Annotated in this window: 24 protein-coding genes; 14 read left to right on the forward strand and 10 right to left on the reverse strand. The window is 62.1% G+C overall.

All coding sequences use genetic code 11. The annotated features are described in order from the left end of the window. Nucleotides 1–144 precede the first annotated feature (144 nt). Both X733_RS139035 and X733_RS139030 read left to right on the forward strand, forming a co-directional pair. Complete coding sequence (locus tag X733_RS139035; protein ID WP_023671490.1) at nt 145–567, forward strand: DoxX family protein; 423 nt, start codon at nt 145–147, stop codon at nt 565–567. A 137-nt stretch (nt 568–704) separates the two neighbouring features. Further along, entirely contained in the window at nt 705–1,112 is a 408-nt protein-coding gene (locus X733_RS139030) for a DoxX family protein (RefSeq protein ID WP_023712732.1), read from the forward strand. A 259-nt stretch (nt 1,113–1,371) separates the two neighbouring features. On the opposite strand, the gene ppx is transcribed toward X733_RS139030, so the two are convergent. Then, nucleotides 1,372–2,904 (reverse strand): exopolyphosphatase, encoded by a 1,533-nt coding sequence (gene ppx, locus X733_RS139025; protein ID WP_023820015.1) that lies wholly within the window; start codon nt 2,902–2,904, stop codon nt 1,372–1,374. Next, nucleotides 2,901–5,096 carry an RNA degradosome polyphosphate kinase gene (locus tag X733_RS139020; protein WP_023820016.1) on the reverse strand — a complete coding sequence of 732 codons (2,196 nt, stop codon included), beginning with the start codon at nt 5,094–5,096 and terminating at the stop codon, nt 2,901–2,903. Before X733_RS139020 ends, ppx begins: the two co-directional genes overlap by 4 nt. Before the next feature lie 233 nt (nt 5,097–5,329). On the opposite strand from X733_RS139020, the gene X733_RS139015 reads away from it, so the two are divergent. Both X733_RS139015 and X733_RS139010 read left to right on the forward strand, forming a co-directional pair. Then, nucleotides 5,330–5,575, forward strand: a complete 246-nt coding sequence (locus X733_RS139015; RefSeq protein ID WP_031194066.1) for a zinc-finger domain-containing protein — start codon at nt 5,330–5,332, stop codon at nt 5,573–5,575. Between the two features lie 19 nt (nt 5,576–5,594). Beyond that, nucleotides 5,595–6,833 (forward strand): FAD-dependent monooxygenase, encoded by a 1,239-nt coding sequence (locus X733_RS139010; protein WP_023820018.1) that lies wholly within the window; start codon nt 5,595–5,597, stop codon nt 6,831–6,833. A gap of 223 nt (nt 6,834–7,056) precedes the next feature. On the opposite strand, the gene X733_RS139005 is transcribed toward X733_RS139010, so the two are convergent. From X733_RS139005 to X733_RS138985, 5 genes are all read right to left on the reverse strand, one after another. Next, on the reverse strand, nt 7,057–7,722 hold the full coding sequence (locus X733_RS139005; protein WP_023820019.1) for a TIGR02117 family protein: 666 nt from the start codon (nt 7,720–7,722) through the stop codon (nt 7,057–7,059). 105 nt (nt 7,723–7,827) lie between these two features. Beyond that, complete coding sequence (locus X733_RS139000; RefSeq protein ID WP_023671483.1) at nt 7,828–8,631, reverse strand: amino acid ABC transporter ATP-binding protein; 804 nt, start codon at nt 8,629–8,631, stop codon at nt 7,828–7,830. A 22-nt stretch (nt 8,632–8,653) separates the two neighbouring features. Next, on the reverse strand, nt 8,654–9,811 hold the full coding sequence (locus X733_RS138995) for an amino acid ABC transporter permease (RefSeq protein ID WP_023684325.1): 1,158 nt from the start codon (nt 9,809–9,811) through the stop codon (nt 8,654–8,656). 4 nt (nt 9,812–9,815) lie between these two features. Beyond that, nucleotides 9,816–11,003 carry an amino acid ABC transporter permease gene (locus X733_RS138990; protein WP_023684326.1) on the reverse strand — a complete coding sequence of 396 codons (1,188 nt, stop codon included), beginning with the start codon at nt 11,001–11,003 and terminating at the stop codon, nt 9,816–9,818. A gap of 62 nt (nt 11,004–11,065) precedes the next feature. Next, nucleotides 11,066–12,094 carry an amino acid ABC transporter substrate-binding protein gene (locus tag X733_RS138985; RefSeq protein WP_023684327.1) on the reverse strand — a complete coding sequence of 343 codons (1,029 nt, stop codon included), beginning with the start codon at nt 12,092–12,094 and terminating at the stop codon, nt 11,066–11,068. Nucleotides 12,095–12,553: 459 nt separating this feature from the next. Here X733_RS138985 and X733_RS138975 point away from each other — a divergent pair, with 459 nt between their 5' ends. The 5 genes from X733_RS138975 (at nt 12,554) to X733_RS138955 (ending at nt 16,772) form a co-directional block, all read left to right on the forward strand. Further along, nucleotides 12,554–13,723, forward strand: a complete 1,170-nt coding sequence (locus X733_RS138975; RefSeq protein WP_023820021.1) for a cystathionine beta-lyase — start codon at nt 12,554–12,556, stop codon at nt 13,721–13,723. A 226-nt stretch (nt 13,724–13,949) separates the two neighbouring features. Beyond that, entirely contained in the window at nt 13,950–15,038 is a 1,089-nt protein-coding gene (locus tag X733_RS138970; RefSeq protein WP_023727878.1) for an HPP family protein, read from the forward strand. Nucleotides 15,039–15,141: 103 nt separating this feature from the next. Next, nucleotides 15,142–15,810: an RNA polymerase sigma factor gene (locus X733_RS138965; RefSeq protein WP_023730437.1), complete on the forward strand. Its 669-nt coding sequence runs from the start codon at nt 15,142–15,144 to the stop codon at nt 15,808–15,810. A gap of 115 nt (nt 15,811–15,925) precedes the next feature. Further along, the gene (locus tag X733_RS138960; protein ID WP_023697729.1) at nt 15,926–16,450 is read left to right on the forward strand and encodes a DUF4142 domain-containing protein; all 525 of its coding nucleotides are present in this window, start codon (nt 15,926–15,928) and stop codon (nt 16,448–16,450) included. 10 nt (nt 16,451–16,460) lie between these two features. After that, nucleotides 16,461–16,772 carry a cupredoxin family copper-binding protein gene (locus tag X733_RS138955; protein WP_023743015.1) on the forward strand — a complete coding sequence of 104 codons (312 nt, stop codon included), beginning with the start codon at nt 16,461–16,463 and terminating at the stop codon, nt 16,770–16,772. Here the strand turns inward: X733_RS138955 and X733_RS138950 are convergent. Beyond that, nucleotides 16,748–17,632, reverse strand: a complete 885-nt coding sequence (locus tag X733_RS138950; protein WP_023727875.1) for a crotonase/enoyl-CoA hydratase family protein — start codon at nt 17,630–17,632, stop codon at nt 16,748–16,750. The two genes, X733_RS138955 and X733_RS138950, sit on opposite strands and share 25 nt — an antisense overlap. Nucleotides 17,633–17,715: 83 nt before the next feature. Here X733_RS138950 and X733_RS138945 point away from each other — a divergent pair, with 83 nt between their 5' ends. Beyond that, nucleotides 17,716–18,306, forward strand: a complete 591-nt coding sequence (locus X733_RS138945) for a TetR/AcrR family transcriptional regulator (protein ID WP_023727874.1) — start codon at nt 17,716–17,718, stop codon at nt 18,304–18,306. A gap of 99 nt (nt 18,307–18,405) precedes the next feature. Here the strand turns inward: X733_RS138945 and X733_RS138940 are convergent, their stop codons facing one another. Continuing rightward, nucleotides 18,406–19,632 (reverse strand): anion transporter, encoded by a 1,227-nt coding sequence (locus X733_RS138940; RefSeq protein ID WP_031194071.1) that lies wholly within the window; start codon nt 19,630–19,632, stop codon nt 18,406–18,408. Between the two features lie 766 nt (nt 19,633–20,398). After that, nucleotides 20,399–20,635 carry a hypothetical protein gene (locus X733_RS138935; RefSeq protein ID WP_023671471.1) on the reverse strand — a complete coding sequence of 79 codons (237 nt, stop codon included), beginning with the start codon at nt 20,633–20,635 and terminating at the stop codon, nt 20,399–20,401. A 273-nt stretch (nt 20,636–20,908) separates the two neighbouring features. Here X733_RS138935 and X733_RS01000000166685 point away from each other — a divergent pair, with 273 nt between their 5' ends. The 4 genes from X733_RS01000000166685 (at nt 20,909) to X733_RS0135790 (ending at nt 23,115) form a co-directional block, all read left to right on the forward strand. After that, nucleotides 20,909–21,235, forward strand: a complete 327-nt coding sequence (locus X733_RS01000000166685; protein WP_023727873.1) for a hypothetical protein — start codon at nt 20,909–20,911, stop codon at nt 21,233–21,235. A gap of 773 nt (nt 21,236–22,008) precedes the next feature. Continuing rightward, nucleotides 22,009–22,176 (forward strand): Thivi_2564 family membrane protein, encoded by a 168-nt coding sequence (locus tag X733_RS1000000168730; protein ID WP_023671469.1) that lies wholly within the window; start codon nt 22,009–22,011, stop codon nt 22,174–22,176. Between the two features lie 13 nt (nt 22,177–22,189). Next, nucleotides 22,190–22,483, forward strand: a complete 294-nt coding sequence (locus tag X733_RS138930; protein WP_023814798.1) for a hypothetical protein — start codon at nt 22,190–22,192, stop codon at nt 22,481–22,483. A gap of 161 nt (nt 22,484–22,644) precedes the next feature. Then, nucleotides 22,645–23,115 (forward strand): GFA family protein, encoded by a 471-nt coding sequence (locus X733_RS0135790; RefSeq protein ID WP_023814799.1) that lies wholly within the window; start codon nt 22,645–22,647, stop codon nt 23,113–23,115. Nucleotides 23,116–23,675: the final 560 nt, after the last annotated feature.

The following is a 23,675-nucleotide window of genomic DNA, read 5'->3' on the forward strand; positions in this document are numbered from 1 at the left end:
TGCTGGCCGCGACAAGAATTTTGCGTCGGTCGAACGATCCCGAAATGTACATCCTGTGAACAATGTGTCGCCGGACTGGCGGCTTTGGTGAACAGTCGGCTTGGTCTATCTGACCGGGACATCAACCCTTTTCGGAGAGCCACCATGTCCATCAACACTTCCGCTGCCGGCGCCGGCATCGCGTCCAACAGCTCCACCACCATCCTGCTCGGCCGCATCCTGCTCGCCGCCATCTTCCTGCTTTCCGGCTTCGGCAAGCTCACCGCCATTTCCGGCACCGCCGGCTATTTCGGCGCCATGGGCCTGCCGGTGCCGACCATAACGGCCATTGTCGTCGGCCTGATCGAATTGCTCGGCGGCCTTGCCGTGCTCGTTGGCTTTCAGACCCGCATCGCCGCCTGGGTGCTCGCGGTCTTCACCATCGCCTCGGCCTTTGTCGCCCATACCGGCTGGGCCGACCAGAACCAGATGATCCATTTCCTGAAGAACGTCGCCATCACCGGCGGTTTCCTGCTGCTGGCTTCCTCGGGCCCTGGCGCCTACTCGATCGACGCCAAGCGCGGCTGAGCTTTCCCTCCCAAGCCTGAAAAAAGCGGCGTGGAATTTTCCACGCCGCTTTTTCGTTGTCTGCCCAAGCGCGCGCCCGTCCCATCCCTGCTAGGATCGGTCTCGAAACAGCCGGCGGACAGACAACGGAGATGACCATGCCCCGCGATGCATTGCTTCTGATTTCCCGGCTGCTGCTCGCCGCCCTGCTCGTTCCCTCCGGCTACCACGCGCTCGCCGACATTGCCGGGACGACCGGCTATTTCGCCGGCCTCGGCATGCCATTGCCGACGCTTGCTGCCTGGGGCACCGGGCTGTTCGAGTTGATTGCCGGTCTCTTGATACTGGTCGGCTTTCAGACGCCGGTCGTTGCGATACTTCTTGCCGCTTTCTGCATCGTTGCAGGCTCCATCGGCCACTACGGCCAGGGCGGCGATGACCCGATGCTCACCTTCCTGCACCAGCAGATGCTGATGAAGGATATTGCCATCGCCGGTGGATTCCTGGCGCTAGCCATGGCCGGCGCCGGGGCCTGGTCGATCGACGGGCGCCGCGCCGCGGTCTGATATCGTCAAATATCGTCCCAGGTTGATCCCTCGCCGAGGCAGGTCGACCCCCACTCCGTCTCGGCTCCGCCGAGCCACCTCTCCCCCGATCGACGGAGTAGAGGAAGGGCTCGAGCCTATTGCCGCCAACGCTTTCCAACGAGGCTCCCTTCCTTTCCCTCCGGAGGGGGAAGGTGGCGGTGCGAAGCAGCGACGGATTGAGGAAGCCGGTCCTCGAACGCGAGGCCGACGACGACATGGTTTTGCTGTCAGGCCGCGCCTACTTCACCGACACGCTCTGCCCACCCTCGACCGCCAGCACCAGCCGGCGGTTGGTGATCCGCGCCAGTTGCGCGAGCCGTCCGGCCGGGCGTTCGCCGTAAAGATCGGAAAGTGAGGCCGGCAGCACCAGCGCCAACGTGCCATTGCCGCGGTTTTCCCATTTCAGCCGCGGCATGACGCCGGGCATGGCCGCCGTCAGCAGATAGACGACGCGCAGCACCGCCGCCAGGATGCGGGCGCGCTCGAGATAGCGCGGCGTCGCCAGGCCGCGGATTTCCGGCGCCGCATCGTTGAACACGCCTTCGTGGCGGAACAGGCCGACCAGCGCCAGGAACGCACGGCCGGGGTGATCGACGCCAATGAAGGAGGCGTGGGCAATGATGTTGAGCGACTGCTTGCCGCGATATTCCGGGTGTGCGCGCCAGCCTATATCGGCCAGCAGACAGGCAGCGTGGCGATAGCGCGCCTCATCCTCCGTCTCGTCGATGCCGAAGGCGGCAAAGGTCTTGTCCGTCCATTCGACAAGCTCATGCGCATGGGTGACCGAGCGCGACCGCAGCCGCGCCAGTTCCTCCGAAGCGGAGACCAGCGGATCGGCCTTCTGCTCGGCAGGGTCGAGCAGCGAATAGAGAAACCCTTCGCGCACGCCCAATGCCGAGACGATGATCTTCGACGGCTGCATCGCCGCCATGATCTCCTGCAGCACGACCGCGCCATAGGGCAGCAGCGAACGGCGGTTCTTCGACACGCCTTCGATGCCCTTGACCTTCTCGATCTCGCCTTTCGCCACCTGCTTCAGGAAATTGGCGGCGCTGTCGACACCGATCTCATAGTGGTGCATGACGCCAAGCGGGTAGTTGGTCATTTCCATGTGCAGCCGGGCAAGGTTTCGCCAGGTGCCGCCAACGGCGTAGAAGGGCCGTCCCTGCCCGCCCTTCAACAATTTGGCGCGCGCCAGTTCGTCGCGGGTGATCTTTGTCGCCTGGGCGAGCGAATTCCTGGCCATGTCCTGCAGCCGCAGGCCACCCAGCGGCAGCGTGATGCCGTCGCCGATCGCCTCGCCATTGATGTCGATAAGCTCCAGGCTGCCGCCGCCAAGATCGCCGGCAATGCCATTGGCGGGGTGGAAGCCCGAAATGACGCCAAGCGCCGAATAATGCGCCTCCTGCCGGCCAGTGAGCACGCGGATCTCGGTCTTGAGCACATCCTGGGCGCGGTGGATGAAATCGGGGCCGTTGATCGCTTCGCGGGCCGCGGCCGTTGCCAGCACAAACATGTGCTCCGCACCCGCCTGGTCGGAGAGCGCGCGGAAACGGCGGAACTCCTCCATCGAGCGCGTCACCGCCTCGGGGTCGAGCTTGCCGGTCGAAACGATGCCGCGGCCGAGGCCGGCCAGCATCTTTTCGTTGAACAGCAAGGTCGGCGAGCGCGCCAACCCTTCATAGACGACAAGGCGGATCGAGTTCGAGCCGATGTCGATGATGGACAGCGGCCGGCGATCCTGCAGCCGGCCTTGGGACGTTGAAATCATGAGCCGCTGTTCTTCTTGCGACGCTTGAACTGCGCGATGCGCTTGGGCGCATGCGACTTCAGCGCGTCACCCCGTCCCGACAGGCTCGGATTGGTCATGAAATATTCCTGCGCGTTGAACGGTTCCTCACCCTCATCCAGCACGACGCGCCGGGAGGTTCCGTCAGCCAATACGTCGAAACTTTGCTGGTTGTCCATGATGTTGCCCAGCATGATCTGGCCAAGGATCTGTTCATGCACCGTCGGATTGGTGATCGGCACCATGGTCTCGACGCGGCGGTCGAGATTGCGTGGCATCAAGTCGGCCGAGGCGATGTAGACGATCGCCTCGTCCGACGGCAGGCCATGGCCGTTGCCGAAGCAGTAGATGCGGCTGTGTTCGAGGAAGCGGCCGACGATCGACTTGACCCTGATGTTTTCCGACAGGCCGGGCACCTGCGGCCGCAGGCAGCAGATGCCGCGCACGACGAGATCGATCTCGACGCCGGCATGGCTGGCGTCATAGAGCGCGTCGATGATGTTGGGATCGACGAGCGCGTTCATCTTCATCCAGATGCGCGCCGGACGGCCAGCCAGCGCGTAGGCGACCTCGTCGGCAATGTGCTTGAGGATACGGCTGCGCAGCGTAAACGGCGAGATGGCGATCCGCATCTCATCGGTCGGCTCGGCATAGCCGGTGATGAAGTTGAACAGCTGGGCGACATCGCGCGCGATCGTCGGATCGGTGGTGAAGAAGGACAGGTCGGTGTAGATGCGCGCGGTCACCGGATGGTAGTTGCCGGTGCCGAGATGCACATAGTTGCGCAGCTTGCCGTCCTCGCGCCGCACTACTAGCGACATTTTCGCATGGGTTTTGAGTTCGAGGAAGCCGAACACGACCTGAACGCCGGCGCGTTCGAGGTCGCGCGCCCAGCGGATGTTGGCTTCCTCGTCGAAGCGCGCCTTGAGCTCGACCAGGGCGGTTACCGACTTGCCGGCCTCGGCCGCGTCGACCAAGGCGCGCACGATCGGGCTGTCGTTGGAGGTGCGGTAGAGCGTCTGCTTGATCGCCACCACCTCGGGGTCGGCCATCGCCTGGCGCAGGAATTGGACCACCACGTCGAAGGATTCATAGGGGTGGTGGACGACGATGTCCTTCTCGCGGATGGCCGCGAAACAGTCGCCGCCATGCTCGCGGATGCGCTCGGGAAAGCGTGGATTGTAGGGGGTGAACTTCAGGTCGTCGCGTGGCACGGCGACGATCTCGGAAATCTGGCTGAGCGCCAGCGGGCCGGTCAGAACGCTGATGCGGCTCGAAGAGACGCCAAGCTCGCCGGCGACGAACTCGCGCAATTCGCCGGGCATCGACTTGTCGAATTCGATGCGGATGACCGAACCGCGGCGGCGCCGCTTCAGCGCCGTCTCGAACAGGCGCACGAGATCTTCCGACTCTTCCTCGACCTCGATATCGCTGTCCCGGATGATGCGGAAGGTGCCGGAACCCTTGACCTCATAGCCGGGGAACAGCTTGCCGATATAGAGGCCGACAGCCTCCTCCAACGGAATGAAGCGAACGTGCTGCTTGCGGTCGGGCAGACGGATGAAGCGCTTCAGCGCCACCGGCAGGCGCAGAAGCGCGCTCATCTCCTCGCCATTCTTGCGATGGCGCAATTGCAGCGCCATCGAGAAGCCGAGATTGGGAATGAACGGAAACGGATGCGCCGGGTCGATCGACAGTGGAGTCAGCACCGGGAAAACCTGGTCCTGGAAATGGTCTTCCAGCCAGACTTTTTCATCCTTGGTCAGTGCATCGCGGGTGATGCTCTCAATGCCTTCCTTGTTGAGCAGCAACATCAGCGACGAAAGGCTATTCTGCTGGTCCTCCTGCAGCCGCTCGACCTCGCGCAGCAATTGTTCCAGCTGCTGCTCCGGAGTCCGGCCGTCGGGGCTCTTGAGCGCAATGCCTTCGCGCACCTGGCCCGCAAGGCCGGCGACGCGGACCATGAAGAATTCATCGAGATTGGCGGCCGAAATCGACAGGAAACGGACGCGTTCGAGCAGCGGATGGTGCTCGTTCTGCGATTCCTCGAGCACACGCCGGTTGAACTGCAGCCAGGAGAACTCACGGTTGACGAACCTATCGGGGTTGCCGCCCTCGGGGCTCGCCACCTCGACATTGATGAATTCGCTCTGCACCGGCTTCAGTTCGTTCATGGTTCCTGCTCTTCCCCGCCAACCGTCCCTTGGAGCGCCGCTGGACGTGCCATGCCTCTAACACGCTTTTGTGACGCATGACCCTTCGGCGAAAACCATTCCGATTTCAGGGACATGCACTTAACCGGCTCACCGTATCCTCTGACAGGCTTTTGCGACAGTTTCATTTCATCGATCTTGCAAACAGGCCTGTTATGTTCCAGATGCTTTTCGACGAGATCAAGGAGACGACGATGGCAGGCGGTTCCATTCCCCACTTCCAGAACGATGCGGGCCATCCGGCAATCGACATCGGCGTCAAGGAATTTATGTGCACCGGCGCCAACCCGCCCTTCGACCACCCACATGTGTTTCTCGACATGGGCGACGACGATGAAAAGGTCTGCCCCTATTGCTCGACGCTCTACCGCTATTCGGCGAAGCTGAGGGCGACTGAAACGCTGCCGGGTGGTTGCCTTTATATCGACCAGGCCGCCTGATCCTTCCGCGACAAGCCCGATGGAGGACATCAGGTCCCGGCAGGTCATAATCGCCGGGGCCGGCATCGCCGGGCTGACCGCTGCCCTTGCCTTCGCCGGACGGGGTTATCCGGTAAAGCTTATCGAACAGGCACAGCACCTAGAAGCGGCCGGCGCCGGCATCCAGCTTTCGCCCAACGCAACACGCATTCTTGGAAAACTCGGCGTGCTCGACCGGCTGCTGCCCGCAGCGTTGCGGCCGGAAGCGGTCGTGCTCAAGGACGCCGGGACGCTGCGCGGACTGGCGCGGGTACCGCTTGGGCAAGCCGCCGAAGCGCGCTGGCAGGCGCCTTATCTCGTCGCTCACCGCGCCGATCTGCAGGCAGCGCTGCTGGCGCAAATGGCCGAACGGCCGGAGATTGAGCTCATCACCGGCGCCCGCGTGACCGGCATCGTCAAAGACGCGCAATATGTCGCCGTGACCGCCGAAGTGGACGGCCGCGAGATCGAGGCACGCGGCAAACTGCTGGTCGGCGCCGACGGCGTCTGGTCGGCAGTCAGGGCGCAACTCGCAGGCGAGGACTTCGTCAAAAGCCGTTTTTCGGGCGAACTCGCCTGGCGAGTCACGATCGCGGCCGAGAGCGCCGCCGGCGAAGCCTTTGTCGCGATCGGCGCCGCCGACTGCGTCACCACGTTCCTGCATCCAGGCTTCCACATGGTCGCCTATCCCGTCAGCAAAGGCCGGGCCTTCAATCTCGCCGCCTTCACCAAGGGCGAGCGCATGGCGGAAGGTTGGTCAGGCCATGCCGATCCCGCGATCCTCACGGCTGCCCTGCGCGGCACCGCGCCGGGCCTGACGAAGCTTGTGGCACTGGCCGGCCCGTGGACGGCCTTTCCGATCCACACCGTCGAACAGAAGCGGTGGACGAGCCCGCAGGGCATCGCGCTGATCGGCGACGCTGCGCATGCGATGACGCCGTTTGCCGCACAGGGCGCCGCGATGGCGATCGAAGATGCCATCACGCTTGCCGACGCTATCGCCGATTTCCCTGGCGATCTGCCCAGAAGTTTTCAAATCTGGGAAAATCTTCGGCGGCCGCGTGTCGCCAAGGCCGCGCGTCGTGGGGCCGTAAACCGCCTCGCCTGGCATGCTGCCGGCCCGGTGGCGATCGCCCGCAATCTGTTCCTGGCCATGCGCTCGCCCGACAAGCTCGCCGCCGACCTCGACTGGCTCTATGGATGGCGAGCGGACACTCGGCAGTCTAGATCGTCGACGTAGCGATCCTTCCCACCCCCCTCTGTCCTGCCGGACATCTCCCCCGCAAGGGGGGAGATTGGATGTCGCCGTCGCCGTCGCCAAAATCGCCGGCGTTGCAGCAGGAGCGCCGCGGGCAAAACGGCTGATCTCCCCCCTTGCGGGGGAGATGGCCGGCAGGCCAGAGGGGGGTGCTGTCCCGCTGGCTTCAAAAGATCCAACACTGTCGCGGTGCGATGAAGGACTGCTAGTTATAAAACCGCATCGACAAGCCCAGCGAGGCCGGCAGCGGGTTCCACCAGCCGGTGCGCAGGCCGGCGGTGCGCAGGCCGGCGGCTGTCCAGGTGTTACAGCCGACAAGCGCGTTGAAATGGCCGTTCGCCTCGAAGAAGCGGTCGAAGCTGGAATAGGCGGCGTTCTCGATGACGACCGGACCATGCGGCCCTTGCTGGAAACTCGCGTCGATATAGTCGAGCAGCGCTGCAAAACGTTCCTCATCGATGTCGAAACCGGTGACAGCAGGGTGCGGCTCGGCGATGGCCCCGGCGATATCGACATGCATGACCGAGGCGTCCAGTGTCAGCGCCTTGAGGACGGGCACTGCTTTCAGCTGCGACCAGCTCGGCGTCTCCAGATAGAAGGCCCGGCCGCCCCAGCCAAAGACGATGTAGCTCACTTCCGGGGCGTCGACAGGGATGCCGGCAGCGACCAGGAAATGGAAGCGCCGGCGCACCTCGTCATCGACGGGAATGGCGATGTCGGTGTGGATCGGATTCTCCAGCACCAGAATATGGCGCGTGCCCTCACCCGCCGCTGACGCCGGCCACAGCGGACGCGGCACCAGCGTGCCGAGCGTGGCAGCGAGCGCGACCACGATAATCAGCATGGCCACGAAACGCAGGGCTTTTCTCATGCGGCGGCGGCTTTGTGTTTCAATGGAGAAGATCAACCCCGACCCCAGATAGCAAAAGAGCCCGGCCGCATTACGGCCGGGCTCTTTTGGTTCGCATGAAAATGCTCAGTGCAGGATCTGCGACAGAAACAGCTTCGTGCGCTCGTGGCGCGGATGGTCGAAGAACTCGGCCGGCGTGTTCTGTTCGACGATCTGGCCCTGATCCATGAAGATCACCCGGTTGGCGACCTTGCGGGCAAAGCCCATTTCGTGAGTGACGCACAGCATGGTCATGCCTTCCTCGGCCAGGCCCACCATCGTCTCCAGCACTTCCTTGATCATTTCTGGATCGAGCGCCGAGGTCGGCTCATCGAACAGCATGATGCGCGGGTTCATGCACAGCGAACGCGCGATCGCCACGCGCTGCTGCTGGCCGCCCGACAGCTGGCCCGGATATTTGTTGGCCTGTTCGGGGATCTTGACGCGCTTGAGGAAGTGCATCGCGATTTCCTCGGCCTGCTTCTTCGGCGTCTTGCGCACCCAGATCGGCGCCAGCGTGCAGTTCTCCAGGATGGTCAGATGCGGGAACAGGTTGAAGTGCTGGAACACCATGCCGACCTCGCGGCGCACCTCGTCGATCTTCTTGAGATCGTTGGTGAGTTCCTTGCCGTCGACGATGATCTTGCCCTTCTGGTGCTCTTCCAGCCGGTTGATGCAGCGGATCATGGTCGACTTGCCCGAGCCCGAAGGACCGCAGATGACGATGCGCTCGCCGCGCATCACCTTGAGGTTGATGTCCTTCAGCACATGGAACTCGCCATACCATTTGTGCATGCCGATGATGTCGATTGCGACATCGGTGGTCGAGATGTGCATCTTCTTGGCATCGACCTTGATCTCTTCGGCGCTGACGGCGTTTTCTATGACCATGGCAGGTTCCCCTTTTTTGTTTTTAACGTTTGTGGCCGGTGTCCAGCCGGCGTTCCGTATACATCGAATAGCGCGACATGCCGAAGCAGAACAGCCAGAAGACGAAGGCAGCGAAAATCAGGCCGGACTTGGTGGTCTGCGGCGTCGCCCAGTTGGGATCGGAGAAGTTCTGCTTGACGACACCGAGCAGGTCGAACATCGAGATGATGATAACCAGGCTTGTGTCTTTCAACATGCCGATGAAGGTGTTGACGATGCCGGGTATGACCAACTTCAGCGCTTGCGGCAGCACGATAAGGTTCATCTTCTGCCAGTAACCGAGACCAAGCGAATCCGCACCCTCATACTGGCCCTTGGGGATCGCCTGCAGACCGCCGCGCACCACCTCCGCCATGTAGGCGGCGGCAAACAACGAGAAGCCGATCAGCGCCCTGAGGAACTTGTCGAACGAAACGCCGGGGGGCAGGAACAGCGGCAGCATGACGCTGGCAAAGAACAGGACGGTGATCAGCGGGATGCCGCGAACGAATTCGATGAAGATAACGCACAGCATCTTGACTATCGGCATCTTCGAGCGCCGACCGAGCGCCAGCACGATGCCGAACGGCAGCGACACTGCAATGCCGACGAAGGCCAGGCTGAGCGTCACCAGCAGGCCGCCCCATAGCTGCGTCTCCACATGCGGCAGGCCGAACATGCCGCCGACCAGCAGCACGAAAGCGACGATCGGCAGCACCAGGAAAAGCAGGATCGCGTTCAGCCCCTTGCGCGGCACGCGCGGGATCAGCAGCGGCACCAGCAGCGCCACGAACAGTATGGCGACCAGGATCGGCCGCCAGCGCTCCTCAATAGGATAGCGGCCGAGCATGAATTGGCCGAACTTGGCGTTGACGAACGCCCAGCAAGCGCCGGACCAGCCATCCGGCTGAACGCCGCCTTGCGCCGCCGTGGCGCATACCGAGCGATCGGACCCTACCCACTGGGCGCTGATGAAGGCCCAGTTGATGATTGGCGGCAGGATCATCACCACCAGTGCGATGCCCAGTACGGTCAGGATGGTGTCGCCCACCGAACCGATCAGGTTCTTGCGGACCCAGGCGATAGGCCCCCGCACGCCGGCCGGCGCCTGTTGCGCCAGTGCCATTTCGGTCCGCACCCAAGCGGTATCATGTTCCTGCATGGCCTTACCTCTCCACCAGCGCCATCCTGGCGTTGACCACATTCATGACCGCCGACGTCACCAGGCTGATGACGAGATAGACGACCATCATGATCAGCACGTTTTCGACCGCCTGCCCCGTCTGGTTGAGCACTGTGCCGGCGGTCGCCGTCAGGTCCGGGTAAGCAATAGCGATGGCCAGCGACGAGTTCTTGGTCAGGTTCAAATACTGGCTGGTCAGCGGCGGGATGACGATGCGCATGGCTTGCGGCACGACGACTAGCCGCAGGATCGATCCCGGCCGCAGCCCCAGAGCGCCAGCCGCTTCCGACTGGCCCTTCGAGACGCCGAGAATGCCGGCACGCACGATCTCGGCGATGAAGGAGGCTGTGTAGCAGGACAGCGCCAGATAGAGCGACAGGAATTCCGGCCCGATGTGGAAACCGCCGGCCAGGTTGAAGGTCGATTGCTTCGGAAAATCGAAGGTCAGGGGAAAGCCGCTCAGCGCATAGGCCAGAATCGGCAGGCCGACGATCAGCGCCAGGGACGTCCAGAATACGGGAAACTGCTGACCGGTCGCCATCTGCCGCTGGCGCGCCGTGCGGGCGACGAACCATGCCATGGCGATGCCGACAAGCAAGGCGACAAAGATCAGCCAGGAGCCATCACCCCAGATGGCACGAGGAAGATAGAAGCCGCGCTGGTTGAGAAACGAGCCGAATGGCAGGTTGATGCTTTCACGCACCACGGGCAAGACCGCCAGCACGCCCGAATACCAGAAGAAGATCACCAGCAGCGGCGGGATGTTGCGGAAAATCTCGACATAGACCGTGCAGATCTTGCGGATCAGCCAGTTGTGCGACAAGCGGCCGATGCCGACGATGAAGCCGATGATGGTTGCGGTGATGATGCCGGCAACGGCGACGATGAGGGTGTTGATCAGCCCGACGACAATGGCTTTGCCATAGGTGTCGTCCGAGTTGTAGGGGATGGCGCTGACCGAGATATCGAAGCCGGCACGGCTTTTCAGGTAGCCGAACCCGGAAGAAATGTGCAGGCGCTGCAGATTGTCGATGACGTTGTGGACAATCCACCAGACGCTCGCCACCAGCAAGACGACAACCACCGCTTGGAAGACAACTCCACGGACTTTTGGATCGTTGATGAAGGAACCGCGGCTCGGCTCCTCGCGTAGAACTTCCTGCGACGCCATTGCCCATCCCCTGCAAAAAGAAACCGGAAGGCAGACAATCTGCCTTCCGGATCGCATTTCGATCAGCGGATCGGTGGCGCGTATTGCAGGCCGCCCTTGGTCCACAGCGCATTGATGCCGCGCGCGATCTTCAGCGGGCTGCCGGTGCCGACATTGCGCTCGAACATCTCACCGTAATTGCCGACTGCCTTGACGATGTTGACGACCCAGTCATTGCTAACGCCGAGATCGGTGCCGATCTTGGTTTCGGGTTCCTGGCCGAGCACGCGCTTGATCTCCGGGTTGTCCGAGGTCTTCATCTCGTCGACATTGGCCTGGGTGATGCCCAGTTCCTCTGCCTGCAGCAGCGCGAAATAGGTCCACTTGACAATGTGGTACCACTGGTCGTCCCCCTGGCGCACGGCCGGGCCGAGCGGTTCCTTGGAGATGATCTCGGGCAACACGACATGGTCGGCCGGCGCGCTGAGCGTCAGGCGGATGCCGTAGAGACCCGACTGGTCGGTGGTGTAGACATCGCAACGGCCCGCGTCATAGGCGGCGTTGACCTCTTCAAGCTTTTCGAAGACGACCGGGTTGTACTCCATCTTGTTCGCCTTGAAGTAGTCGGCGAGGTTGAGCTCGGTCGTGGTGCCGCTCTGCACGCAGACTGCCGCACCCGAAAGCTGCAGCGCCGAATTGACGCCCGGCAGCTTCTTGGCGTTGATCATGAAGCCCTGGCCGTCATAATAGGTGACGCCGACGAAGTTCAGGCCAAGTGCCGTATCGCGATTGATGGTCCAGGTGGTGTTGCGCGACAGGATGTCGACTTCGCCCGACTGCAGCGCGGTGAAGCGCTCCTTGGCGCTGAGCGGCGTGAACTTGACCTTGGTGCCGTCGCCGAAGACGGCGGCCGCGACCGCGCGGCAGAAATCCACATCGATGCCTTTCCATTCACCCTTGTCGTCAGGCGCAGCGAAGCCGGCAAGACCTGTGTTGGTACCGCACTGGATGAAGCCTTTCGCCTTGACGTCGTCGAGCGTGCTCGCCGACGCGGCCGAAGCCATCCATCCAAGCGCAGCGGCGCCGAGAATGCCAATTGCAATGTGTTTCATAACCCACAGACCCTTTTCTGTTTTCAGGTAAACCCTGATCCTCAGGCAAATCCTGATCTTTTCCCGCGTGAACCCGGCTCCCATCCGGCTCATTCCCGGAACCCCGCGTCGTAACCGACGCCCGGCCCCTCCCATTCACGAAGTGCATCGAAGGCGATTATCTCTGTGAGGTCAAGGGAAATGACCGTTTCACGACAGCTTTGAAAACCAATTGCCGCAAATGCCTGAATTGCAGACAACAGCATCAGGAAAGCAGCGAGCCCCGCAAATAAAACCGGCAAAGTCCGTCGACGCTAATCCACATCCACTCATGAAATCCGCGGCTCTGGATCGCCACGCATTCCAGACTATTCATGGGGGAATTGGCCTATGCAAAGGGCACCGCCTGGCGGGCGCCCGCTGTTGCACGGCCAATGCCGCCGCTCTATGGCTAGCGCTTTCACCACAAGGCGAAGAGCAATGGCGACTGACGGCAACGAAATGGGTAGAAACACGCGGCTTGCCCATTCGGGCAACAATCCGCACGACTATTTCGGCTTCGTCAATCCGCCGATCGTGCATGCCTCGACCGTGCTCTATCCCAATGCGTCGGCGATGGCGGCTCGCAGCCAGAAATACACCTATGGCACACGCGGCACGCCGACCACCGATGCGTTGGCGCATGCGATCGACGCGCTGGAAGGCTCCGCCGGCACCATAATCGTGCCGTCGGGCCTGGCGGCGGTGACCGTCCCGTTGCTGGCGTTTCTCTCGGCAGGCGATCACATCCTGATTGTCGATTCCGTCTACCATCCGACCCGCAATTTCGCCGACACGATGCTGAAGCGGCTGGGTGTCGAGGTCGAGTATTACGCTCCGCATGCCGGCGCCGGCATCGCCAGCTTGATCAAGCCGAACACCAAAGTCGTGTTTACGGAATCACCGGCCTCCAACACCTTCGAGGTGCAGGACGTTCCGGCGATCGCCAAGGCCGCGCATGAAACGGGCGCCATCGTCATGATGGACAACACCTGGGCAACGCCGCTCTATTTCCGCCCGCTCGACCACGGCGTCGATATCTCGATCCATGCGGCGACGAAATATCCGGCCGGGCATTCGGACGTGCTGCTGGGCACAGTGTCTGCCAATGCCAACTGCTGGAAGCAGCTTTGCGAGACGTTCTACACGATGGGCTGCTGCGCCGGCCCCGACGACGTCTACCAAGTCCTGCGCGGCCTGCGTACGATGGGCGTTCGGCTGGATCACCATCAAAAGAGCGCGCTTGCCATTGCCGTCTGGCTTGAAGGCCAGCCCGGCGTGGCCCGCGTGCTGCACCCGGCGCTCCCCAGCCACCCCGACCACGCGGTGTGGAAGCGTGATTTTTCCGGCTCGAGCGGCATCTTTTCCATCGTGCTCAAAGGCGGCGGCCAGAGACAGCAGCATGCCTTCCTCGATGCGTTGAAAATCTTCGGTCTCGGCTATTCCTGGGGCGGCTATGAGAGCCTTGCCGTGCCGGTCTTCCTCGGCGACCGTACCGTCGCCAAGGGCCCCTATGACGGCCCGCTGATCCGGCTGCAGATCGGGCTCGAGGATGTCGAGGACCTCAAGGCCGATATCCTGCGCGGGCTGGAAGCGGCCGCTGCGGCATGACACCAGCAAACTTGCCAAGCTGATTCCGCTAGCCGGCTTAACCCGTTGAAAGGATTGGCGAGCGACTTTCGTAGGACGATCGACCTCGCAAAGCCGCTCATCGGTCAACCAAGCGCAATGTTATTTCCCCAACGCGCGCATTTTCGGATCGGTTTGACTTTCAAAATCGTCGGTCCAACGCCATTGCAGGCGCTGCGCGCACAATTCCAGCCGGACTGAGCTTGCCATGGCCTTTCGTCTCTTTGTCCCCATTCTCGCCGGCGCGACGCTGCGCGAGCGCCTCATCGCCTGCATCGGGGCGATGATCGGCATTGCGCTGACCGGCGCGATCGGCGCGCTGGTGCTTGGCAACGGCCCGCATGTGCCGCTGCTGGTGGCGCCGATGGGGGCGTCGGCGGTGCTGCTGTTTGCGGTGCCTGCAAGCCCGCTGGCGCAGCCATGGTCGATCATCGGCGGCAATACAATATCGGCGCTGGTCGGCGTGATCGTGGCCCATTTCGTCCATCAGCCCGTTCTCGCCACGGGCATTGCCGTGGCGATGGCGATCGCCGCCATGTCGTTCTCGCGCTGCCTGCATCCGCCGGGCGGAGCCGCCGCACTGACCGCCGTGCTCGGCGGGCCGGCCGTGATCGGTGCGGGCTTCCTGTTTCCGTTCGTGCCGGTGGCGCTGAACTCCATGATGCTGGTCGCGCTCGGCTATGCTTTCCACAGGCTGTCGCGACGCAGCTACCCGCATGTGCCGGCCCCTGCCCCGAAAAGCACGCACGGAACCATCGATCCGCCGGCTCAGGAGCGCATCGGCTTCCGGGCCGAGGACATCGATGCCGCGCTGGCTGCGCTCGACGAGACCTTCGACATCGACCGCAACGATCTCGAACAGCTGCTGCGACAGGTCGAACTGCAAGCGACGATGCGCGCACACCGAACCATGTTGTGCGAGGACATCATGTCCCGCGACGTGATTTCGGTCGATGAACACGCGTCCGCCGATCGGGCGCGTCATCTGCTGCTCGACCACAATATCCGCACGCTGCCGGTTGTCGACAAGGACGCCAGGCTGGTCGGCACCGTTGGATTGAGGGAATTGGCGCGAGCCGACGAAGCCGTCGGAAGCGTTACGTCGACAGCGTCGACCGCCGCCGCCGGTACGCCCGCCATGGCCCTGCTACCGGTGCTCACCGACGGCCGCACCCATGCAGTCATCATCGTGGACGGGGACAGCCGCATCCTTGGCCTGATCACGCAGACCGACCTGCTTGCGGCCACGGCGCGAGTGCAGGCTGCTGACAAGCCGCTGGCGGAAGCAGTATTCTAGGCGCCGTCGGAGCCGGGCGAAAATGGCCGGGAACCTTTTGCCGGCGATGTCATCCAATGTCTTGATCGAGGTTTCGGACGGGGATTGGATCGAGGAACTGGCCATGCCTGCTATGTCTGTACCAATGCCCACGGCTGCTTCAAGCGAGATGCTTCTCGTGCGCCGCGCGCTGGCACGCGAAGGCAACGCCTTCTGCATCATCATGAAGACCCATAATCAGCGGCTCTATCGCATCGCTCGCGGGGTGGTGCGCAACGATGCCGAAGCCGAGGACATCGTCCAGGAGGCCTATGTCAGAGCCTTTGCCCATCTCGATGCCTTTCGCGGGGAGTCCTCATTGGCCACCTGGCTGTCGCGCATCGTCATCAACGAGGCGCTCGGCCGTCTGCGCAAAAGGCGGCGGACGGTGGCGAAAAACCCGCAAGCCGAAATCATCCAGTTCCCCCTCAATCCCAGCGACGATCCGGAGCGGACGATGGCGCAGCGGCAGATCCTCGAGTTGGTGGAACGGGCGACCGACAGCCTGCCCGATGTTTATCGGACGGTGTTCGTGGCGCGGGTTATCGAGGGGCTCAGTATCGAGGAGACCGCCGAGCTGCTTGGCGTGCGGCCGGAAACCGTCAAGACAAGGCTACACCGCGCCCGCGCCCTGGTACGCAAGGCACTCGACGACCAGATCGGGCCGGTGCTGCTCGACGCCTTCCCGTTTGCCGGCCGGCGCTGCGACAGGCTGACCAGCGCCGTCATGCAGCGGCTCGGCCTGGAGAGCTGATCATCGGCTGATTTGGCCGATTTCCCCGGGAACGTTTGCCGCCGCTGCGCATCCAATGACCGTCAACTGAAAAACATGGCCCGGCGCGATCCCGCGTCCGGGCGAAGGAGATGCCATGCTTACCCGACACACCGCCGCCCTCGCTGCCTTGCTGCTGCTTGGCGCTGCCCCGCTCGCACAAGCCGCCGACAAGCCGACGGACCCGCAGATCGCCCACATCGCCTACACGGCAGGCGTCATCGATGTGGAAGCCGCCAAGCAGGCGATCAAGAAATCGAAGACCAAGGAGGTCGTGGATTTCGCCAACGACATGGTGCGCGACCACGAAGCGGTCAACGCGCAGGCACTGGAACTGGTAAAGAAGCTGAAGGTGACGCCGGAAGACAACGCAACCAGCCAGGCGCTGACCAAGGCTGCGGCCGAGGAGCGGGCGAAGCTCGCCAAACTCGACGGCGCAGCCTTTGACAAAGCCTATGTCGACAACGAGATCGCCTACCACAAACAGGTCGACGGCGCGCTTGAAACCCTTTTGATCCCATCGGCCAGCAATGCCGAGTTGAAGAGCCTGCTGCAGACCGGCCTGAAGATTTTCCAGGGCCATGAACAGCACGCCGAGCATGTTGCAGGTATGCTGAAGTAAGGACCAGGCCATGTCGAAACGGCTGCTATGGATTGCACTGGCGCTGGTCTTCGGGACCTCACCCGTGCAGGCCGAAACCATCCAGGTCACCATCGACAAGCTTGTCTTTTCGCCGACCACCGTCGAGGCGAAGGTCGGCGACACGATCAAGTGGGTGAACAATGACGTGTTCGCCCACACGGCTACCGTCAAGGGCGGCTGGGAAGTGATGATCCCGCCGAAGTCAACAGCGAGCCTGACCCTGCAGAAGGCGGAAGCGGTCGACTATTTCTGCCGCTTCCACCCCAACATGAAAGGTCATCTGGCCGTGACGGCGCCTTGATCGCGGTCCGCAAGCCCGTCCTGCTGCGTTGAGGCTCGCCTGGCTTCATCCGGCCGGGTGATGTGCGTCCACGAGCCGTGACAGCCCGGCTGGCGGCGTGCGATCCAGGCATCCAGCCCTTCGCGCAGATCAGCGGTCGGAGCCATGCGGGCGAACTGCTCGGCCTCGACAGCCAAGCCATCCGCGATGCTCTGGTTCAGGCCGCGCGCCACTGCTGTGAGGATCGAGGCAATTGCTGCAGGAGAATGCCTGGTCACGCGCCGGGCGAGATCAATTGCGGCGGGCATCAGCTCCTCATGCGACACCACCTGATTGACGAGGCCGAGTTCGAGGGCGCGCGGCGGCGGGAACCAATCGCCGGTCAACAGCAGCTCGAGCGCCCGCTTGCGCCCTGCCAGCCTCGGAAGCCGCTGCGTGCCGCCGAAAGCAGGCGGCATTGCAAGGTTGATCTCAGGCTTGGCGAACAAGGCGCGGTCGCTGGCGATAGCGAGCGGCACGGCTTCGGTGATCTCGCAGCCGCCGCCGAAAGCGATGCCGTTGACGGCGGCGATGACGGGCTTGCGGAATGCCTCCAGCCTTGCAGTCAGCCGCTGTCCGCGCATGACGAAGTCGCGCAGGGCAACGTCGACGCCGATGGCCACGCTGCCTGAGAATTCAAGGATGTCGGCGCCGGCGGAGAAGGCGCGCGCTCCTGCTCCAGTGAGGATGATGGCGCGGATGGCATCGTCGGTCTCGGCGGCATCGAGGAGCGCAAGCAGGCGATCAATCAGCGCATAGTTCAAGGCGTTGAGCTTTTCCGGCCGATTAAGTGTGAGGATGGCGATCCCGTCGCGGGCCTCGGTGAGCACAAGCTCGGTCATGTCTTTTCCTTCCCTGTGTTTGTCGACCGGAGAGGATCAGGCTTTCGGTTGTATGTATATTCACTAGTCGGTATACTTGCCCTATGAGCGAAGCACCGAACCCCACCCGCAAACGCATTGTCGATGCCGCAACGAAGCTGTTCTATGCCGAGGGGATCGGCCGCGTCAGCGTCGATGCAGTGGCGGAAAAAGCCGGGCTGACCAAGCGCACGCTCTACTATCATTTCAAGAGCAAGGACGATTTGATCGCGGCCTATCTCGACGGTCGCGACCAGCCGAACCTCAAGCAGATGGCCGGCTGGTTCGAGACGGCCGAAGGCGATGTCGAGCGCAAGGTCGAGGCGATTTTCACCAATCTGGCGCGCGTGGCGAAGCACCCGAAATGGAGAGGCTGCGGCTTTCTGCGCACGGCAGCCGAACTCGCTTCCATGCCCGGACACCCGGCCGTTAAAGCGGGGGCGCGGCATAAGCAGAATTTCGAGACCTGGCTGGCCGGCGAACTCACAGGCCACGGCGTCGACGAGCCGCAGACCCTGGCGCGCGAAATCGTGCTTTTGATGGACGGCGCGTTCTCGATCATGCTGATCCACCGCAACCCCGACTATGTCGAGGCGGCCGGACATGCCGCTGCAACGCTGGTTCGGGCAAGGTCAGGATCGGCGACTATCCGCTAGAGCGTTCATCGTTTAATGAAGACGGCGAAACACGCTATCTCTTTGTTTTGACGCAATTCCGGACCGAAAAACCGCTTCACACTTTTTCCTGGAATTGCTCTAGAATCCAGCCGCCAGCCATGCCGTCCCGACGGCAAGGGTCAGCAGCGTCAGTGGCAGGCCGACCTTGAAGAAGGCTGAGAAGGACAGCTGCGTGCCGGCCGCCCGCGCCTGTTCGGCGACGATCAGGTTGGCGACTGAGCCGAGCAAGGTGAAGTTGCCCGCCAGCGTCGAGCTCATCGCCACCACCAGCCAGGCACGCCCGGGGTTTTCAAGGCCGGGTATGAATGGCCGCAGCGCCAGCACGGCCGGAACATTGCTCATGATGTTGGAGAGCACCGCGGTGAAGCCCGATAGACGCCAGACGTCGTCCAGCCCGAGGTTCTTGGCCGAGGCGATGATGTCGGGCGTCAGCAGCGTCTTTTCGGCGCCGGCGACAACGATGAACAGGCCGGCGAACATGAACAGCAGCGGGCCGTCGATCTCGCGGTAGATGCGGGCCGGCTTGATGGCGCGGGTGAGCAGCAGGATGGCCCCGCCGATGAGCGCTGCCTTGGCAACCGGAACGCCGGCGAAGAAGGCGATGGCCAGGCCAATGCAGACAACCACCGCCTTCAGCACCTGTCCCGGCAGCATGCGGCCGCGATAGACTTCCGGGTTGAGATCGGCGGGGCGGGCGAATTCGGCGCGGTAGACGATGCGCACGATGACGACGACCGCGACGAGGCCGAAGAGGGCAACCGGCGCCAGGGCGGCCGAAAAGGCTGGGTAGGAAATTCCCGACAGCGCGCCGATGACCATGTTCTGCGGGTTGCCGGTGATGGTGGCGACGCTGCCGCAGTTGGACGCGGTGGCGGTGGCGATCAGATAGGGAATGGGATTGCGATTGATGACACGGGTGACGTGGACGACGATCGGCGCCATGACCAGGCAGATGGCGTCGTTGACCAGGAACGCCGACAACACGCCGGTCAACAGCGTCACCATCACCAGCAGCACGAAAGGCGCGTGCGCATGCTCGATAGCGTAGGCGCCAAGCGCCCGGAAGGCGCCGGACACCTTCAGATGCGCCACCACGATCATCATGCCGAGCAGCAGCGTAATGGTGTCGAAATTGATGGCGCGATAGGCATCTTCCATACTGAGTGCGCCGATGGCGATCATCGCCGCCCCCCCCAGCAAGGCGATCCCTGCCCGGTCGAGACGGAGGCCTGGAATACGCCCGACTGCGACGCCGGCATAAGTCAGGACAAGGATCAAAAGTGCCGCTGCGCCCATCAATGTCATTGGCAGACATCCTTGTCCAAACGAACCGACGCAGGAACGGACTGTTCCCGCTCAGGCATTTGCCGGGCAGCTTTAACGCCGCTCCAGCAAAGCGAAAGCCTATAACGATCCGAATGCGAAAATCGGTGGGCAAAATCGCGGGTCGACCGATGCCGGGAGCAACCGGAGCTTGATCTTGAGACGGCCGAAATTGGGAATGAGACACGCGCGGCGGACTGCGGCGGACTGAGATCGCCATCCGCGAAACTTCCCCCTCGGAAGGCTCGTGATCTATGTGATTAAATTCTAATTTAGGCTTTCCGGGTATGGATAGCTTAGCCGTATTTCGGCCTTGGGGTTTCAGATGGTCCAGGTTCTTGAGAGGGAATGCCGTGTCTCGGAAAACGAGGCTCTGCTGGCGCGTCCGATAGAATGTCCACAATGCCACGGAACCCGCAAGGTGTTTGTCTGTGCCCGGTGGGCGAGCTCGAACGGCCATTGCTGCCCTGGAGGAACACACCGGCTCAGGTGCCCCGGTCACAGCGTCACGTGCATGGAGTGCGAAGAGAACCTTGAGCGTATCTGAAAGCGATCGCGACCATTTCCTGTTCGGAAAACGCAAAAAGCCCGCTCCGGCGAACCGGAGCGGGCTTTGCAACCATACGCCAAGAGTACCCTGCTGAGACCAGTACCCTGCCGAGAGCCGACCCGCTTTGCGTTTCCGCCACTGCAATAAATTGGTAGCGGCACTTCCAGAAAAAGCGATTGTTGGCTAACCGCCGTCGGATTACTCGCCCGACTGGCCGTCGCCAGTCACACTGCTGCCCAGAATTCCAAAGTCCTGAGACTTAGTTCCTTGTCCCGCAGTCAGGAATCCATCCGCATCCAGGCCGCGCCGCAGCAGTTCCCGCACCGCCGCGGACCGGCTTGGCATGCGCTTTTCGAAGCGCCAGTTTTCCAAGGCAGCCAATTCCTCGGCTGTCAGCATGATCTGCAGTCGCTCGGGTCGTTCCAGCTCGGCCATTCGCGCCTCCAACCGTCAAGACCAAAAATATGGTGAGTTAGTATGTGTCTCAATTGCAGTATAGCTAGGGGTCCCCGTGCAGCGCGTCAAGAGAGGCTGATGGGTGACTCACATACAAGACCAACGATGAGGAAGACACGCCGATAGCACAACCCGCGCAGTCTGCTAACTACTTGATTTACCTGAGAATATTTTATATTCTTCTTGCCATCGGAAGGTCGTTGGCGCATCTTGACCACGACGGGACAACCGGCTCCTGAAAGGAAGGTTTCCATGCGCTACGGATATTCGGCTCGGCTACGGGAGGATCTCAATTCACGGGTCCTGGGCGCGCTGCGCTCGCGCGGAATGGTCAATATTGCGGTGGTTGCCGAGGACATACGATTGCGTAACCTGGACGAGAACGTCGCCCTTGAAGATGTCGAGCGGCTTGTGATGCAGACGGCCCAACTCTACGGCGCGGTGATGGAATTGGACGGACTGACCTCCGTCGAGGCGGGGAGATTGACTTCGCTTGCCGACGATAAGCACGAACTGTCTGGCATCGGCAATTCCGACACCACAGGCGGCCAAACCGCTCCCCTGCTGGGATTGTCCTAAGGCGCGACCCGCTCTTTCAATCGACAAAATCCGCGAGAGAGATTTGGACCGAGCGCAGCGGCGCCTGGAGCGTCCAGACGACGCCTTGTTCCCCAAATTCCAGTTGTCCGGTGCCGCTAAGCGCTTGTGGTGCAACCCGCTTGAGCACGACGGAGCCAAAACCGCGGCGCGTCGTCCCACTCAGGTTCGGCGGCCTCGTTGTAGAAGGTGATGCGGCCCTGTGTGTCGATGGTGTAGGCTGCAACGGGCAACGCTTCCAACAAACTGGCGGGCCCGACACCTGGGATTCCAATCCCCGCATGTTGGATGACGTATTCCCCTACCCCAAATTCCCCACCTGCTCGATTTGCCCGTTCCGCGGTAGCTGAGATGCACGTGCGAGGTTTCGGTTCCCGTCGTCCCCTTGGGACGGCAATTGTTCTCCTCAGAAAAGGCGATCACCCGCCGGGCGGCGCCGGATCTCAGGGCTCGCGCAAATGTCGACAACGAAGCGCAACTCAGGCCGTCTTTGTCGGAAGCTCGTCAACCCGAGGCGGTTCTCCCGTTAGCCCCGCCTGACGCCAGCAACAAGTTGCCTGGAACTGTGTCGCCGATGGCAAACGACAACATTGCGGCAAACAGGCCCTGATCGGCATCCAGCTTCAAAGGCCGCGGAACGTTGTTTCGCAGCCTTTACGCTGCGCCGATGGCTTCGCATCGACAGGAACCAATCAAGGGCCAGAGCGTTTGCCGCTGCGTACTCTTCTCAGACGTAGCCAGACGGAGTGAGGGACATGGCTTCATCGGTACTTATCGGCATTCTGATCACTTTCCTGGTGATCATCCTGGTGCTCTATCTCATCCAGCGTCTGCCGCTCGATGGCCGCACGAGGCAGATCGCGCAGATCGTTGTCATCATTATCGGCATCATTTCGCTGTTGAAATACCTGGCCGTATTTTAGGATAAGGATCGCCATGACATCCCAAACAATCGCATGGATCATTGGAACGGCGTTGTTTGCAGCAACAAGCACGGCCTACGCCCGACCCGACACGCGTTCGATGAGCTGCGAGGAGACGCAGCACCTGATCCAGAGCCATCACTCGGCGGTGTTGACGACCGGCCGGAATACTTACGATCGCTATGTCCGCCAATACGGCAACGAGTGCGACTGGCCGGAGGTGCCGGTCGCTGCCTCCGTTCCGACACGTGATGGCCAGTGCCGTGTCTATTGGTGCCGGGAACCGGTGTTCGATTTCCCGAACTGACATATCCAGCAGCCTTGCGGCGGTCGTTGCCATGGCGCTCCCGGGTTCAGACGATGCATTGCGCGAGGCGACATGGAACCCTTGCGCCGCGCGTGAATTGATTGTGCGCATGGCGCTGCAAGATGTAGCGGTGTGATGCCCAACCAGATGGAGGAGCGGTCATGCCCAATGATACAAGGCGGAGCGGCAGCTGCCTGTGCGGCGGCATCCAGTTTTCGGTGACGGGAGATCCCTTTCGGATTGGCCTTTGCCATTGCAAGGACTGCCGCAAGGCTAGCGGGTCGGCTTTTTCGGCGTTTGCAGTGTGGCCGCTCGAGGCGTTCGAAACGACGGGTATCGTCAACAGCTACGGCGACAGAAGTTTTTGTCCCACCTGCGGCGGCCGGGTCCCTTTGGTTCGTGAGAATGAGGTGGAAGTGACGATTGGCAGCCTCGATGAGGTGCCCACCGAAGGGCTGGAGCCCAGCTATGAACTCTGGGTCAATCGCCGTGAGCACTGGTTGCAACCCTTGCCTGCCGCCCGGCAAATCGAGCACGACCGGGTCGATGACGAGCCGACAAACCGGACAGCCGAACCGATTTCTGACGGTGTCGAGACGCCGTCTAGCTTGCCGCAACGCAAGTCGGCCTAGCGCGAGCGGCGCAGACAGCCGGCAGGCAGGAAATTCATTCTCGAAACCGCCCGATGCCGACAGCACCGGGTCCGACAACATTTCACCCGGTAGAAGCCAAACGCAAAAAAGCCCGCCTTGGCGTCAAGCCAAGGCGGGCGGTAGATCATCCGGCCTGCGCTGCCGTGGAACGATGGATTGGCCAAAGCCCTGGGCTGAGACCCATGCCGTTTGTAACCGGCGATTGACTACGGAGCGTCTCCGGTCAGCTGGAATTCGTCTTGTGGTTGCAACGATGCTACGTTTTGTTTGGAAACGAGAGCTTAAGACCACGCAATATCGTTACGTCAACTATGCTGTCCAAGTATCTCGCGGTGTGAACTGAAGGAATCTTCCTGTCTTGTACAAAAGAACGCTTTGTTTATTTTCTTTCCGTCACATAGTGTAGCGAATCTTGAATCCGGATGGGGCGGCTTTCATGCAGCCAGCGCCTTCGCAGGATCGCGGTCCGCACGTGCAATATCCACTTCACGGCAATCTTCATGCAAGCATAGTCAGCACAAAGTTCATGCGCAGACATT

The sequence above is a fragment of the Mesorhizobium sp. L2C066B000 genome (assembly GCF_000502335.1).
Classification (GTDB): domain Bacteria; phylum Pseudomonadota; class Alphaproteobacteria; order Rhizobiales; family Rhizobiaceae; genus Mesorhizobium.